This is a genomic window from Pseudomonas sp. Bout1 (assembly GCF_034314165.1).
GTDB lineage: Bacteria > Pseudomonadota > Gammaproteobacteria > Pseudomonadales > Pseudomonadaceae > Aquipseudomonas.
This window is the reverse complement of the sequence record NZ_JAVIWK010000001.1, coordinates 4470479-4484412: the sequence shown is the minus strand read 5'-3', so window position 1 is coordinate 4484412 and position 13934 is coordinate 4470479. Positions and strand designations below refer to the sequence as shown.

The 13934-nt window shown below is 61.5% G+C and carries 11 protein-coding genes and 1 pseudogene; 2 read left to right on the top strand and 10 right to left on the bottom strand.

All coding sequences use genetic code 11. The annotated features are described in order from the left end of the window. Positions 1-20 precede the first annotated feature (20 nt). Together RGV33_RS34305 and RGV33_RS34300 are read left to right on the top strand one after the other, a co-directional pair. Positions 21-842, top strand: a pseudogene (locus RGV33_RS34305) (cache domain-containing protein); the annotation flags it as partial. A 36-nt stretch (positions 843-878) separates the two neighbouring features. Next, on the top strand, positions 879-1700 hold the full coding sequence (locus RGV33_RS34300) for a methyl-accepting chemotaxis protein (RefSeq protein WP_416152131.1): 822 nt from the start codon (positions 879-881) through the stop codon (positions 1698-1700). A gap of 239 nt (positions 1701-1939) precedes the next feature. Here the strand turns inward: RGV33_RS34300 and nuoN are convergent, their stop codons facing one another. From nuoN to nuoE, 10 genes are all read right to left on the bottom strand, one after another. Further along, positions 1940-3403, bottom strand: a complete 1464-nt coding sequence (nuoN, locus tag RGV33_RS20930) for an NADH-quinone oxidoreductase subunit NuoN (RefSeq protein ID WP_088426352.1) — start codon at positions 3401-3403, stop codon at positions 1940-1942. A 7-nt stretch (positions 3404-3410) separates the two neighbouring features. Further along, on the bottom strand, positions 3411-4943 hold the full coding sequence (gene nuoM, locus RGV33_RS20925) for an NADH-quinone oxidoreductase subunit M (RefSeq protein WP_017476147.1): 1533 nt from the start codon (positions 4941-4943) through the stop codon (positions 3411-3413). Positions 4944-4992: 49 nt separating this feature from the next. After that, entirely contained in the window at positions 4993-6846 is a 1854-nt protein-coding gene (gene nuoL, locus RGV33_RS20920; protein WP_322145928.1) for an NADH-quinone oxidoreductase subunit L, read from the bottom strand. Beyond that, positions 6843-7151, bottom strand: a complete 309-nt coding sequence (gene nuoK / locus RGV33_RS20915; protein WP_003219560.1) for an NADH-quinone oxidoreductase subunit NuoK — start codon at positions 7149-7151, stop codon at positions 6843-6845. Before nuoK ends, nuoL begins: the two co-directional genes overlap by 4 nt. A 2-nt stretch (positions 7152-7153) precedes the next feature. After that, on the bottom strand, positions 7154-7657 hold the full coding sequence (gene nuoJ / locus RGV33_RS20910) for an NADH-quinone oxidoreductase subunit J (protein ID WP_003219561.1): 504 nt from the start codon (positions 7655-7657) through the stop codon (positions 7154-7156). Between the two features lie 9 nt (positions 7658-7666). Continuing rightward, positions 7667-8215: an NADH-quinone oxidoreductase subunit NuoI gene (gene nuoI, locus RGV33_RS20905; RefSeq protein ID WP_003174725.1), complete on the bottom strand. Its 549-nt coding sequence runs from the start codon at positions 8213-8215 to the stop codon at positions 7667-7669. A gap of 11 nt (positions 8216-8226) precedes the next feature. Further along, positions 8227-9234 (bottom strand): NADH-quinone oxidoreductase subunit NuoH, encoded by a 1008-nt coding sequence (gene nuoH, locus RGV33_RS20900; protein WP_088426354.1) that lies wholly within the window; start codon positions 9232-9234, stop codon positions 8227-8229. Next, entirely contained in the window at positions 9231-11945 is a 2715-nt protein-coding gene (nuoG, locus tag RGV33_RS20895; RefSeq protein WP_322145927.1) for an NADH-quinone oxidoreductase subunit NuoG, read from the bottom strand. The genes nuoH and nuoG overlap by 4 nt, the downstream gene beginning before the upstream one ends. Before the next feature lie 135 nt (positions 11946-12080). After that, entirely contained in the window at positions 12081-13439 is a 1359-nt protein-coding gene (gene nuoF / locus RGV33_RS20890; protein ID WP_076016757.1) for an NADH-quinone oxidoreductase subunit NuoF, read from the bottom strand. Next, complete coding sequence (nuoE, locus tag RGV33_RS20885) at positions 13436-13933, bottom strand: NADH-quinone oxidoreductase subunit NuoE (protein WP_322145926.1); 498 nt, start codon at positions 13931-13933, stop codon at positions 13436-13438. The genes nuoF and nuoE overlap by 4 nt, the downstream gene beginning before the upstream one ends. Position 13934: the final 1 nt, after the last annotated feature.

The window sequence follows — 13934 nt, the reverse complement described above, 5'->3', positions numbered from 1 at the left end:
TTGAATAAGAGAGAAAAGCCATGCGCCTTAGCCTGAAGGCCAAAGTCCTGTCCCTCGCCGTACTGCCCGTACTGTTGTTTGCCCTGATTATCAGCCTGACGACGGTCTGGATCCTCCAGGAGCAGGCCCGTAACGAGGTCGAAGAAACCCGTCAGAACCTGCTCAACGACGCCAAGGCCACCTTGCGCGGCTACGTCGAGGTGGCCATGACCACCATCAAGCCGCTGTACGACGCTGCCGCCCCGGGCGACACAGCTGTGCGGGCCCAGGTGGTCAAGCTGCTGTCCAACACCAGCTACGGCAAGGACGGTTATTTCTTCGGCTATGACTCCGAGACCATTCGCCTGTTCAAGGGCAACAGCCCGGACGGCGTCGGCAAAAGCTTCAAGGACAACCGCGACCCGAATGGCGTCTACGTCAACCGCGACCTGGTGAAGGTCGGCAAGGATGGCACTCATTACCTGCAATACAGCTCGACGCAGCCCGGCCAGACCGAGTTGGTACCCAAGCTTGGCTACACCGAATACCTGCCCAAGTGGGACATGGTGATCGGTACGTCGGTGAACCTGGATGGCATCGACGCCCAGGTCGCCGAGGTTCAGGCCAAGGTGGAAAAGCGCATGGAAGGTGTGCTGTTGAGCATCATCGGGATTGCCGTGGTGGTGCTGTTGGTGATTGCCGCCGTGGGCATGCTCGTGGCCAATACCATCCTGCGGCCGTTGCAGCTGATGAAGGTCAATCTGGACGACATCGCTGCCGGTGAGGGCGACCTTACCCGCCGCCTGGCCATTACCAGCCAGGATGAACTGGGCGAACTGGCGGGCTCGTTCAACCGGTTTGTCGACAAGATCCACGGCCTGGTGCGCCAGATTACCGAAATGACCTCCCAGCTTACCGGCCTCGTAAGCCAGGTCGCCGAGCAAGCCAATCGCTCGGAAAAAGCCATGGAGCGCCAGCGTCACGAGACGGACCAGGTGGCGACCGCGATCAACGAAATGTCTTCTGCTGCCCACGAAGTGGCGCGCAGTGCCCAAGGCGCGGCGGTGGCGGCGCAACAGACCGACGCCGAAGGTCAGGCCGCGAAAAAAGTCGTGGACGCCAGCATCGCGCAGATTCATGCGCTGGTGAACGACATCCGCAGCAGCGGTGTGTCCCTGGACAGCTTGCAGCAGGACGTGTCATCGATTGTCAGCGTGTTGGGGGTGATCCGCTCGATCGCCGAGCAGACCAACTTGCTTGCCCTCAACGCCGCCATTGAAGCCGCGCGGGCAGGGGAGGCCGGCCGTGGTTTTGCCGTAGTTGCTGACGAAGTACGGGCTTTGGCCAGCCGTACCCAGCAAAGCACCCAGGAAATCCAAGGCATGATCGACCGCCTGCAGAAAGGCACCGAAGCCGCCGTGGAATCCATGCGCCGCTCCAGTGATGCCGGCGACGGCACGTCCGCCCAGGCCAATGAAGCGGGTGCGTCCCTGGACACCATCGCGCAGTTGATCGGCACCATCAACTCGATGAACGCGCAAATCGCCAGCGCCGCCGAAGAACAAACCGCCGTGGCCGAAGAGATCAACCGCAGCGTGCATCAGATCGCGGTGGCGGTGGACAGCGTGGCGGATGAAACCCAACAGGGCGCCCAGACCTCCCGCAGCCTGGCAGACCTGGGGCAGCGGTTGGGGCAGTTGGTGGGGCAGTTCAGGATTTGATTGCGGATTTACCGCCACTGCTGGAGCTGCCGTAGCAGCTGTCGAGCTCACGCGAGGCTGCGTCGGCTCAACTTGATCTTGTGCCTGGCTCTATAACGACGGCGTGGCCGACGCAGCCTCGCTTGAGCTCGACAGCTGCTACGGGAGGCAGGCTTCTTCAACCTGACAAGATTACCTTCTCCAGAAACGCAAAACGGCGCCCTAAGGCGCCGTTTTGCTTGCTGCGTTTGACTAAGCGATCAACCCGCCATCACCGCATGCTGCACCAGGGTGAGCAACGGTTGTGGGTAAACACCCAGGAAGAACGCCAGCAGGGCGATTGCCAGCAGCATCACGCCGCCTGCTTTCTGTTCCCAGTGCAACTCGGCGTCCACACGGCGCAGGTTTGGCTCGATCAGGTACAAGGTGACCATCACGCGCAGGTAGTAGAAAACGCCGATGGCGCTGCCCAGTACCAGGGAAGCCACCAACCACCATTCGTGAGCCTCGACACCGGTTGCCACGATGTAGAACTTGCCGATGAAGCCGGCGGTCAGCGGGATACCGGCCAGGGACAGCATCATCACGGTCAGTACGGCGGTCAGGTACGGACGGCGCCAGAACAGGCCGCGGTATTCGTACAGGGCGTCGGCGTCACGGCCTTTGTAAGGCGAGGACATCAGTGTGATCACACCGAATGCACCCAGGCTGGTGATGACGTAGGTGACCAGGTACACGCCGATGGCTTCCATCGCCAGGCCCTTGCTCGCCACCAGGGCGATCAGCAGGTAGCCGAAGTGTGCGATCGACGAATAACCCAGCAGACGCTTGAGGTTGTTCTGGGTCAGCGCCAGCAGGTTACCGAACAGGATCGAGGCGATCGCGATGATGGTCAGCACGTTGCTGAGTACACCAGTGTTGGCCGCCGGCGAGATCTGGAACAGACGCACCATCACGGCAAACACGGCGACTTTCGACGCGGTAGCCAGGAACGCGGCCACCGGCGCCGGGGCGCCTTCGTACACGTCCGGGGTCCACAGGTGGAACGGCACCAGCGACAGCTTGAACGCCAGGCCGATCAGCATCATGGCCAGGCCCAATTGGGCGATTGGCGCAGGGCTGCCGGAGGCTGCCAGGGCGTGACCGATACCGCTGAAGCTCAGGCTGCCGGCTTCTGCGTAGAGCAGGGCCATACCGAACAACAGGAACGCTGAACCGGCTGCCGACAGCACCATGTACTTGATGCCGGCTTCCAGGGAGCGCTTGTTGAAGAAGGCATACGCCACCAGGCCGTAGACCGGGATCGACAGCAGTTCCAGGCCGATGAACAAGCCGGCCAGGTGCTGGGCGCTGACCAGCACGATACCGCCGGTCGCAGCCAGCAGGATCAGCAGGTACAGCTCTTCCTTGTTGCCTGGGTAACCGGTGCCGCCTTCGCCGAGGTAGGCGTGGGCGAGGGTGACGCAGGCCAGGGTGGCCACGAGGATCAGCGCGATATACAGCAGCGCGAAGTCATCGACCATCAACAGCGGCGTCACCGCCAGCGGTGCGACCTTGAGTGCCGGGATAATCGACAGCAAGGCCAGGTTCAAACCTGCCACGGAAATCAGGAAGGTCTGGGAGTGGTTGCGCCGCCATGCGATCGCCAGCATCACCACCACAACGGTGAGGCTGGAGATCAGCAGCGGCGCAAGCGCGATAAAGTGTTGGATCGTGAATTCCATAGCGCTCTTACCGGGCCGAAGCGAGTTGAGTGAAGGCGGTGCTGAACCATTGCTGCACGCCATGCATCGTTGCGGCAGAGGTATCCAGGAACGGTTGCGGGTACACGCCGATGAACACCAGCAGTACCGCCAGGCCGAGCACCATGATCAGTTCGCGACCGTCCATGCCGTGCAACACGGTGTCGGACTTGGCCGGGCCGAAGTACGCACGGTGGATCATGATCAGCGAGTAGACCGAACCGAACACCAGGCCTGAAGTCGCGATCGCACTGATCCACGGTGTATGCACGAAGGCACCCATCAGGATCAGGAACTCGCCGATGAAGTTACCGGTACCCGGTAAGCCCAGCGATGCGGCGGCGAAGAACAGGCTGATGGCCGGCAAGTAGGCAATACGCGACCACACGCCACCCATCTCACGCATGTCACGGGTGTGCAGGCGCTCGTACAGCTGGCCACTGAGGATAAACAGTGCTGCTGCCGACACACCGTGAGCCAGCATCTGGATCACCGCGCCTTGCAGCGCCAGTTGGCTACCGGAGTAGATGCCGATCAGGACGAAACCCATGTGGGAAACGGACGAGAAGGCAATCAGACGCTTGATATCGGTTTGGGCAAAGGCCAGGAACGCACCGTAGAAGATCCCGATCAGACCGAGGGTCATGGCGATCGGCGCAAACTCGGCCGAGGCATTCGGGAACAGCGGCAGGGCGAAACGCAGCAGGCCGTAGGCCGCCGTCTTCAACAGGATACCGGCCAGGTCCACGGAACCTGCGGTCGGCGCCTGGGCGTGAGCGTCAGGCAGCCAGGAGTGGAACGGCACCACCGGCAGCTTCACCGCGAACGCGATGAAGAAGCCCAGCATCAGGATGTACTCGGTGGTCAGGGACATCTTGGTTTTCAACAGGTCGGCGTAGTTGAAAGTGATCACGCCCGTGCTGTTGAAGTTGACCAGTACCAGACCCAGGATCGCCACCAACATGATCAGGCCGGAAGCCTGGGTGAAGATGAAGAACTTGGTCGCCGCGTAGATCCGGGTTTTCTTGCCGTCCGAAGAACTGTGACCCCAGAGCGCGATGAGGAAGTACATCGGCACCAGCATCATTTCCCAGAAGAAGAAGAACATGAACAGGTCCAGCGCAAGGAACACGCCGACAACACCGCCCAAAATCCACATCAGGTTCAAGTGGAAGAAACCCACGTGACGCTGAATTTCTTTCCAGGAGCAGAGTACCGAGAGGATACCCAGCAGGCCGGTCAGCAGGATCATCAACAGCGACAGGCCGTCGAGGGCCAGGTGCACGTTGATGCCGAAGCGCTGGATCCACACGTGCTTGAATTCAAGCGCGAAAGTTGGATCGACACCCGGTGCCGGAGCAAATGAATAGTCGCCATGGGCCCACAGCCAGAGGCCGAGTGCGAGTTCCAGGGACATGGTCAGCAACGCAATCCAGCGGGGCAGGGTGGCGCCGAAGCGTTCACCCATCCAGCAGAGCAGGCCGCCGATAAAGGGGATCAGGATTAGCCAGGGCAGAATCATGACGGGCTCGTTTCCTTTCGCAAGTTCGCAAAGTACGCAATGTTCATAGTCAGACCGCTACCACAACGATGGCGCCGATCACCAGCACGGCACCCGCCGCCATGGAAGCCGCGTACCAGCGCAATTGGCCGGTCTCGCTGCGGCTCAGGGCGGTGTGACCGGCCTTGGCGGCACGCGGGATCAAACCGATGGTCTGGTCGAGCGGGTCTTTGCGCAGTACGTGGCTGATGGCGAGGTAGGGCTTGACGAACAGTTTGTCGTAGATCCAGTCGAAGCCCCACGCGGCGAACCACCAGGCCGACAGGAAGCGACCAATGCCGCTGTTGGCCACGGCCGTCACGAAGCGACGCTTGCCAAGGAACAACAGTGCCGCCAGCAGGATACCGGCGATGGCGATGGCGCCCGAGGCGATTTCCAGGCTGTGCTTGGCAGCGCCGCCGGCATGGCCGGCGCTTTCTGGCAGTACACCGGCCAGCGGTGGGGTGATCATGGCGCCGACGAAGGTCGACAGGACGATCAGCACCGACAGCGGCAGCCAGTGGGAAATGCCATGGCCTGCATGCGCTTCAGTCTTGGCTTCACCGTGGAACGTGATGAAGATCAGGCGGAAGGTGTACAGCGAGGTCATGAACGCACCTACCAGGCCGGCGTACAGCAGGCCGTGGTTACCGCTGGCAAAGGCTTCCCAGAGGATTTCGTCCTTGGAGTAGAAACCTGCGGTCACCAGTGGCAGGGCCGACAACGCCGCGCCGCCGACGATGAAGCTGGCGTAGGCCAACGGCAGTTTTTTCCACAGGCCGCCCATCTTGAAGATGTTCTGCTCGTGGTGGCAGGCAACGATCACCGCACCGGAAGCAAGGAACAGCAGGGCCTTGAAGAAGGCGTGGGTCATCAGGTGGAAGATCGCGCCGTCCCAGGCACCAACGCCCAGGGCCAGGAACATGTAGCCGATCTGGCTCATGGTCGAGTAGGCGAGGATACGCTTGATGTCGGTCTGAACCAGGGCCGCAAAACCTGCCAGTACCAGGGTCACGCCACCCACCAGGCCCACCAGGTGCAGAATCTCCGGCGCCAGGGTGAACAGGCCGTGGGTACGGGCGATCAGGTAGACACCGGCGGTCACCATGGTGGCGGCGTGGATCAGTGCCGACACCGGGGTAGGACCGGCCATTGCATCCGCCAGCCAGGTTTGCAGCGGCAGTTGTGCCGATTTACCGACAGCGCCACCCAGCAGCATCAGGGTCGCCAGGGTGATCCAGAAGTCGCCGACCTGGAATTTCTGCGGTGCCAGCACCAGCAGTTCCTGGATGTTCAGCGTGCCCACTTGTTGGAACAGGATGAACAGGCCGATGGCCATGAACACGTCGCCGATCCGGGTCACGATAAAGGCTTTGAGGGCTGCGTTACCGTTGTTGCGGTTGCTGTAGTAGAAACCGATCAACAGGTACGAGCACAGGCCCACGCCTTCCCAGCCGAAGTACAGGAACAACAGGTTATCGCCGAGCACCAGGAACAGCATGCTGGCGATAAACAGGTTGGTGTAGGCGAAGAAGCGCGAGTAACCCGCCTCACCGCGCATGTACCAGGACGCGAACAGGTGGATCAGGAAGCCTACACCCACCACCACGCCCAGCATGGTGATCGACAGGCCGTCGACGTAGAGGGCGAAGTTGGGCTTGAAGCCCTCCACCGACATCCACTGCCACAGCACCAGGGTGTAGTGACCGCCTTCAGGCGGTGCGACATTGAATTGCCAGATGACGTAGGCGGCGACAATCGCCGACAGGCCAATGGAACCCACGCCGATCAAGGCCGAGAGGTTTTCCGACCAGCGTCCACGGGAGAACGACAGCAGCAGGAAACCGATCAGGGGAAATACGAAAGTCAGAAAGATCATGTTCATCCGCGCATCTCACTGGCAGCGTCGATATCAAGCGTGTGGAAGCGACGATACAGTTGCAGCAGGATCGCCAGGCCAATACTGGCCTCGGCGGCTGCCAGGCTGATCACCAGGATGAACATCACTTGTCCATCCGGCTGGCCCCAACGGCTACCGGCCACGATGAACGCGAGTGCCGCGGCGTTCATCATGATTTCCAGGCTCATCAACACGAACAGAATGTTGCGGCGAACCATCAGGCCGACCAGGCCAAGGCAGAACAGGATGCCGGCGACCGCCAGACCATGCTCCAAAGGGATAGCAGGCATCGTCATTGCTCCTTGGCTTCGTTGCGGCCCAAGTGGAAGGCGGTGATGGCTGCAGCGAGCAGCAGCATCGAAGCCAGTTCGACCACCAGCAGGTACGGGCCGAACAGGCTGATGCCCACGGCTTTCGCGTCTACGGTGGTGTGGCCGATGGCCTGGCCGCTCTGGTGAGCGAACAGCACATACAGCAGTTCACCCAGCAGCAGGGCTGCCAGGATCACCGGGCCCAGCCAGATGCCGGGCTTGAGCCAGACGCGCTCCTGGGCGACCGAAGCCGGCCCCAGGTTGAGCATCATCACCACAAACACGAACAGCACCATGATGGCGCCGGCGTAGGCGATCACTTCCAGCACACCGGCGAACGGTGCGCCGAGGCTGAAGAAGGTCATGGCCACGGCGATCAGCGAAATGATCAGGTAGAGCAGGGCGTGCACGGGGTTAGTGTTGGTGATCACGCGAAGCGTGGACACCACTGCAATACCCGATGCGAAATAGAAAGCGAATTCCATCTTTCTTCCTTAAGGCAGCAAGCTCTTCACGTTGATCGGCTCGGCTTCGTTTTGTGCGGCGCCTTTGGGCTTACCGGCAACGGCCATACCTGCAACACGATAGAAGTTGTAATCAGGGTTTTTACCGGGACCAGAGATCAGCAGATCTTCTTTCTCGTACACCAGGTCCTGACGTTTGAACTCGGCCATCTCGAAATCCGGTGTCAGCTGGATCGCGGTGGTCGGGCAAGCTTCCTCGCAGAGGCCGCAGAAAATGCAGCGCGAGAAGTTAATGCGAAAGAAGTCCGGGTACCAGCGACCGTCTTCGGTTTCAGCTTTCTGCAGCGAGATGCAACCCACCGGGCACGCCACGGCGCACAGGTTGCAGGCCACGCAGCGCTCTTCGCCGTCGGGGTCGCGGGTCAGGACGATGCGGCCGCGATAACGCGGCGGCAGGTACACCGCTTCTTCCGGGTATTGCAGGGTGTCGCGTTTGCGAAAGCCGTGACCGAACACCATCACCAGGCTTCGCAACTGGGTACCGGTACCCTTAACGATGTCGCCAATATATTTGAACATGGGTCAAATCCTCACTGAACCGCGCCCGCTGGCGTGTTCAACAACACAACGGCAGCAGTCACCAGCAAATTGATCAGGGTCAGCGGCAGGCAGAATCGCCAGCTGAAATCCATCACCTGGTCATACCGTGGACGCGGGATGGAAGCGCGCAGCAGGATGAACAGCATGATGAAGAACGCGGTCTTCAGGAAGAACCAGAAGAACGCCAGCTGCGGCAGGATGCCGAACGGACCGTGCCAGCCGCCGAAGAACAGCGTGACCAACAGGGCCGAGATCAAGATGATGCCGATGTACTCACCTACGAAGAACATGCCCCATTTCATGCCGGCATATTCAATGTGGTAACCGTCGGCCAGTTCCTGTTCCGCTTCCGGTTGGTCGAACGGGTGACGGTGAGTCACGGCCACGCCAGCAATGAAGAAGGTACAGAAGCCGAAGAACTGCGGAATGATGAACCACAGGTTCTGCGCCTGGTACTCGACGATGTCGCGCATGTTGAACGAGCCCACCTGCACCACGATGCCCATCAGCGCGAGGCCCATGAACACTTCGTAGGACACGGTCTGGGCCGAAGCCCGCAAGCTGCCCAGCAGGGCGAACTTGTTGTTACTGGCCCAACCGGCGAACAGCACCGCGTAGACCGACAAACCGGCCATGGCGAAGAAGAACAGCAAGCCGATGTTCAGGTCCGCCACGCCCCAGGTCGGGGTGATCGGGATGACTGCGAAGGCAATCAACAAGGCGCTCATGGCCACGACCGGTGCCAGGGTGAAGATCACCTTGTCGGCAAACGGCGGGGTCCAGTCTTCCTTGAAGAACATTTTCAGCATGTCGGCGGCGATCTGGAACATACCAAACGGGCCAACGCGGTTCGGACCGTAACGGTCCTGCCACCAGCCCAGCAGGCGACGTTCGACGAAGCTGAGCAAGGCGCCCGCCACGACCACGGCCAACAGGATCACGATGGCCTTGACCACCGCGATGATCACGTCGATCACTTCAGGGGTGAACCAAGTCATTGAGCTGCCTCCTGCAGACCGTCAACGGTAAGGCCGAAGATCGCGGGAGGAATCCCGGCGAGGCCTTTTGGCAATGCAACCAGGCCAGCACCCAACTCTTCGTCGATACGCAGTGGCAGACGCAGGGTCTTGCCGGCTACGTTCAAGCTGAGCAGGGCACCGTCGTTGACGCCCAGGCGGTCGGCTTCGGACTTGGCTACGGATACGTAGGCGGCTGGAATGCGCTCTTGTACCGGGGCGGCTTTGGAAGAGGTTTCTTCGCTGCCGAACAGGTGGAAGAACGGCACAACCTGCCAGGTACCCTGGGCCGGGTTGAACGGACGCGGAACGCTGGCGAACCAGTTCAGCGAGTCACCGGTGCTTTCGATCAGGCGGGTGCCCGGGTCGCCAGCACGAATGTGACCACCGACTTCGTCCTGGAACTTGTTCCAGGCTTGCGGCGAGTTCCAGCCCGGCGACCAGGCAAACGGCACCTGCTGACGAGGCTCGACCGAACCCGAGTAACCTTCCATGGAGAAGGCAAACGCGGTGTCGTTGTCTTGCGGGGTACGTGGCTCATGCACGCTGATGTCAGCCCGCATGGCGGTACGGCCGGAGTAACGCAGCGGTTCACGGGCGAGTTTCATGCCCTTGATGCGGAACGAGGCAGACGGCGCCGCATCGACGATGCGTGCCAGTTGCGGTGCGGCTGCTGCGGCGGCCGCGGTCACGTGGTCGAGCTGGGTCCAGTCGATCGGCTGGTTCAGCAGGGTAGCGCGCAGGGCATGCAGCCAGCGCCAGCCTTCGTGAACCAGGATGCTGGCGTCCATGTACTTCGGATCGAACACCTGGAAGAAGCGCTGGGCGCGGCCTTCCTGGCTGACCAGGGTGCCGTCGCCTTCAGCAAAGCTGGCGGCCGGCAGTACCAGGTGGGCGCGGTCGCTGGTGGCGGTTTTCTGGTGGTCGGCAACGATCACCACTTTGGCCGCGTTCAGCGCTGCGTCGACCTTGGCCGAATCAGTGCGGGTGTACAGGTCGTTTTCCAGTACCACGATCGCATCGGCATTGCCGTCGGTCACGGCTTGCAACGCAGCGTCCAGGGACTCGCCACCGAGCATGGCCAGGCCGAGGCTGTTGGCTTCCGGCACGATCAGGCTGATGGAGCCGTTCTTTTCGCGCAGCTTCAAGGCTTTGGCAATGTTGGCAGCAGCTTCGATCAGCGCCTTGGAACCCAGCGAGGTACCGGCAATGATCAATGGACGCTTGGCGGCCAGCAGGGCGTCGGCGATGCGCTTGGCCAATTCAACGGCTTCAGCGTCTAGGCCTTCAACGGCCGGTGCGCTGGCGTCGATGGCGTGGGCCACGGCGAAACCGATGCGAGCCAGGTCGTCGGGCGCGGCGTGTACGCATTCTTCAGCGATGTCGTCGAGCTTGGTGGCGGTCAGGCTGGCGATAAACAGCGGGTTCAGCGCGTGCTGGCCGATGTTCTTCACCGCAGCGTCGAGCCATGGCTGCACGCGCATGGCGTCGGCCATGTCTTCAGCCTTGCCTTTCACCGACTGGCGCAGGGACAGGGCAACACGGGCGGCGGTTTGGGTCAGGTCTTCACCGAGGACGAAGATCGCGTCGTGGTCTTCGATGTCGCGCATGTTCGGAACCGGCAGCGGGCTGTCGTTCAAAACTTGCAGCACCAGGCGGATGCGCTCCAGTTCACCGGCTTCGATACCCGAGTAGAAGTGCTCGGCACCTACCAGCTCGCGCAACGCATAGTTGCTTTCAAGGCTGGCGCGGGGCGAACCGATACCGACGATGTTGCGACCGCGCAGCAAGTCAGCGGCTTTATCCAGCGCCGCGTCCAGGCTCAACTTGGCACCATCGGCCAGCAGTGGCTGACGCGGGCGGTCTTCGCGGTTGACGTAGCCATAGCCGAAACGGCCACGGTCGCACAGGAAGTACTGGTTGACCGAACCGTTGAAGCGGTTTTCGATCCGACGCAGTTCGCCGTAGCGCTCGCCCGGGGAGATGTTGCAACCGCTGGAGCAGCCATGGCAGATGCTCGGCGAGAACTGCATGTCCCACTTACGGTTGTAGCGCTCGGAGTGAGTCTTGTCGGTGAACACACCGGTCGGGCAGACCTCGGTGAGGTTGCCGGAGAACTCGCTTTCGAGGGTGCCGTCTTCAACGCGACCGAAGTACACGTTGTCGTGGGCGCCGAATACACCGAGGTCGGTGCCGCCGGCGTAGTCCTTATAGAAGCGCACGCAGCGGTAGCAAGCGATGCAGCGGTTCATCTCGTGGGAAATGAACGGGCCCAGTTGCTGGTTCTGGTGAGTACGCTTGGTGAAGCGATACCGGCGCTCGTTGTGGCCGGTCATCACGGTCATGTCTTGCAGGTGGCAATGGCCGCCTTCCTCACACACTGGGCAGTCGTGCGGGTGGTTGGTCATCAGCCATTCGACGACGCTGGCGCGAAACACTTTCGCTTCTTCGTCTTCGATGGAAATCCAGCTGCCGTCGGTGGCAGGGGTCATGCAGGACATCACGATACGACCACGGGTGTCGTTCTCGTCGGTGTACTGCTTGACCGCGCACTGGCGGCAAGCGCCAACGCTGCCAAGGGCGGGGTGCCAGCAGAAATATGGAATGTCGAGGCCTAGCGACAGACACGCCTGTAACAGGTTGTCTGCCCCATCGACTTCGAGCTCTTTGCCGTCTACGTGGATAGTGGCCATGGTTCAAAGTTCTTCGTTGGCCCGGTGTCAGCGGGCGTGGCTAATGGAATCTTGTTATTCATGTGCATCAACACAGCCATCAAGGCGTCAGCACATGAGAAAGCGAAGGGCACGGACCCTTCGCCTTTTTAAGCGTTACGCACCGACCATGGTCGGTGTTACCACCTGATTCAGGTCACCGGCGCGCGCAGGTGCGATGCCAGCCTCGAATTCAGAGCGGAAGTATTTGATCGCGCTGCCCAATGGCTCCACGGCGCCCGGTGCGTGAGCACAGAAGGTCTTGCCTGGGCCGAGGAAACCGACCAGACCCAGCAGGGTCTCGATATCGCCGGGCTGGCCTTCGCCGTTCTCGATGGCCATCAGGAGCTTGACGCTCCATGGCAAACCATCGCGGCACGGCGTGCAGAAACCACAGGATTCGCGGGAGAAGAACTGCTCCATGTTGCGCAGCAACGACACCATGTTCACGGTGTTGTCCACGGCCATGGCCAGGCCGGTGCCCATACGGGTGCCCACCTTGCCGATGCCGCCGGCGTACATTTGTGCGTCCAGGTGTTCTGGCAACAGGAAGCCGGTACCGGCGCCGCCCGGCTGCCAGGCCTTGAGGGTGTAGCCGTCGCGCATGCCGCCGGCGTAGTCCTCGAACAGCTCGCGTGCGGTCACGCCGAAAGGCAGTTCCCACAGGCCCGGGTTCTTGACCTTGCCGGAGAAGCCCATGAGCTTGGTGCCCATGTCTTCGCTGCCTTCGCGGGCCAACGATTTGTACCACTCCACGCCGTCGCCGATGATTGCCGGCACGTTGCACAGGGTTTCAACGTTGTTCACGCACGTCGGCTTGCCCCACACGCCAACGGCGGCAGGGAAGGGCGGTTTGGAACGCGGGTTGGCGCGGCGGCCTTCGAGGGAGTTGATCAGTGCGGTTTCTTCACCGCAGATGTAACGCCCGGCGCCGGTGTGCACGAACAGCTCGAAGTCAAAACCCGAACCGAGGATGTTCTTGCCCAAAAGCCCGGCTGCCTTGGCTTCTTCCACGGCACGGTTCAGGTGCTTGGCGGCGGTGGTGTACTCGCCACGCAGGAAGATGTAGCCACGGTAGGTTTTCAGCGCGCGGGCGCTGATCAGCATGCCTTCGATCAGCAGATGGGGCAGTTGCTCCATCAGCATGCGGTCTTTCCAGGTGTTGGGCTCCATTTCATCCGCGTTGCACAGCAGGTAGCGGATGTTGATGGATTCGTCTTTGGGCATCAGGCCCCACTTGACGCCCGTGGGGAAGCCTGCGCCGCCGCGACCTTTAAGGCCTGCGTCTTTCACGGTCTGGACGATGTCGTCCTGGGCCATGTCGGCAAAGGCTTTGCGCGCGGCTGCGTAACCGTTCTTGGCCTGGTATTCGTCGAGCCAAACGGCTTCGCCGTCGTCACGCAGGCGCCAGGTCAGTGGGTGGGTCTCGGGCGAACGCTTGATCAGGTTGGCCGGGCCGAAGGAAGTCAGGGTCATGGGTAGCCCTCGAGCAATTGGGTGACGCCAGCAGGCTGTACGTCGCCGAATGTGTCGTCGTCGATCATCAACGCCGGCGCCTTGTCACAGTTGCCCAGGCAGCACACCGGCAGCAGCGTGAAGCGCCCGTCTGCGGTGGTTTGGCCCAGGCCGATGCCCAGCTTGCTCTGGATTTCGCTGACCACGGACTCGTGGCCACCGATGTAGCAGACCATGCTGTCGCACACGCGAATGATGTGGCGGCCGACCGGCTGACGGAAGATCTGGCTGTAGAACGTCGCCACGCCTTCAACGTCGCTGGCCGGGATGCCGAGGATTTCGCCGATGGCGTAGAGCGCGCCGTCGGGCACCCAGCCACGTTCGTTCTGGACGATCTTCAAGGCTTCGATCGACGCCGCGCGCGGGTCTTCGTAGTGATGCAGCTCGTGCTCGATGGCCGAGCGCTCGGTTTCACTCAAGGTGAAACGGTCTGTCTGGATAAGCGTGCTGTTCATG

Coding starts and splice junctions, on each gene's coding strand:
- nuoE (WP_322145926.1), bottom strand. CDS start 13,933: ATGAACAGCACGCTTATCCAGACAGACCGTTTCACCTTGAGTGAAACC.
- nuoJ (WP_003219561.1), bottom strand. CDS start 7,657: ATGGAATTCGCTTTCTATTTCGCATCGGGTATTGCAGTGGTGTCCACG.
- nuoI (WP_003174725.1), bottom strand. CDS start 8,215: ATGTTCAAATATATTGGCGACATCGTTAAGGGTACCGGTACCCAGTTG.
- nuoG (WP_322145927.1), bottom strand. CDS start 11,945: ATGGCCACTATCCACGTAGACGGCAAAGAGCTCGAAGTCGATGGGGCA.
- RGV33_RS34300 (WP_416152131.1), top strand. CDS start 879: ATGACCTCCCAGCTTACCGGCCTCGTAAGCCAGGTCGCCGAGCAAGCC.
- nuoF (WP_076016757.1), bottom strand. CDS start 13,439: ATGACCCTGACTTCCTTCGGCCCGGCCAACCTGATCAAGCGTTCGCCC.
- nuoM (WP_017476147.1), bottom strand. CDS start 4,943: ATGATTCTGCCCTGGCTAATCCTGATCCCCTTTATCGGCGGCCTGCTC.
- nuoK (WP_003219560.1), bottom strand. CDS start 7,151: ATGCCTGCTATCCCTTTGGAGCATGGTCTGGCGGTCGCCGGCATCCTG.
- nuoH (WP_088426354.1), bottom strand. CDS start 9,234: ATGACTTGGTTCACCCCTGAAGTGATCGACGTGATCATCGCGGTGGTC.
- nuoN (WP_088426352.1), bottom strand. CDS start 3,403: ATGGAATTCACGATCCAACACTTTATCGCGCTTGCGCCGCTGCTGATC.
- nuoL (WP_322145928.1), bottom strand. CDS start 6,846: ATGAACATGATCTTTCTGACTTTCGTATTTCCCCTGATCGGTTTCCTG.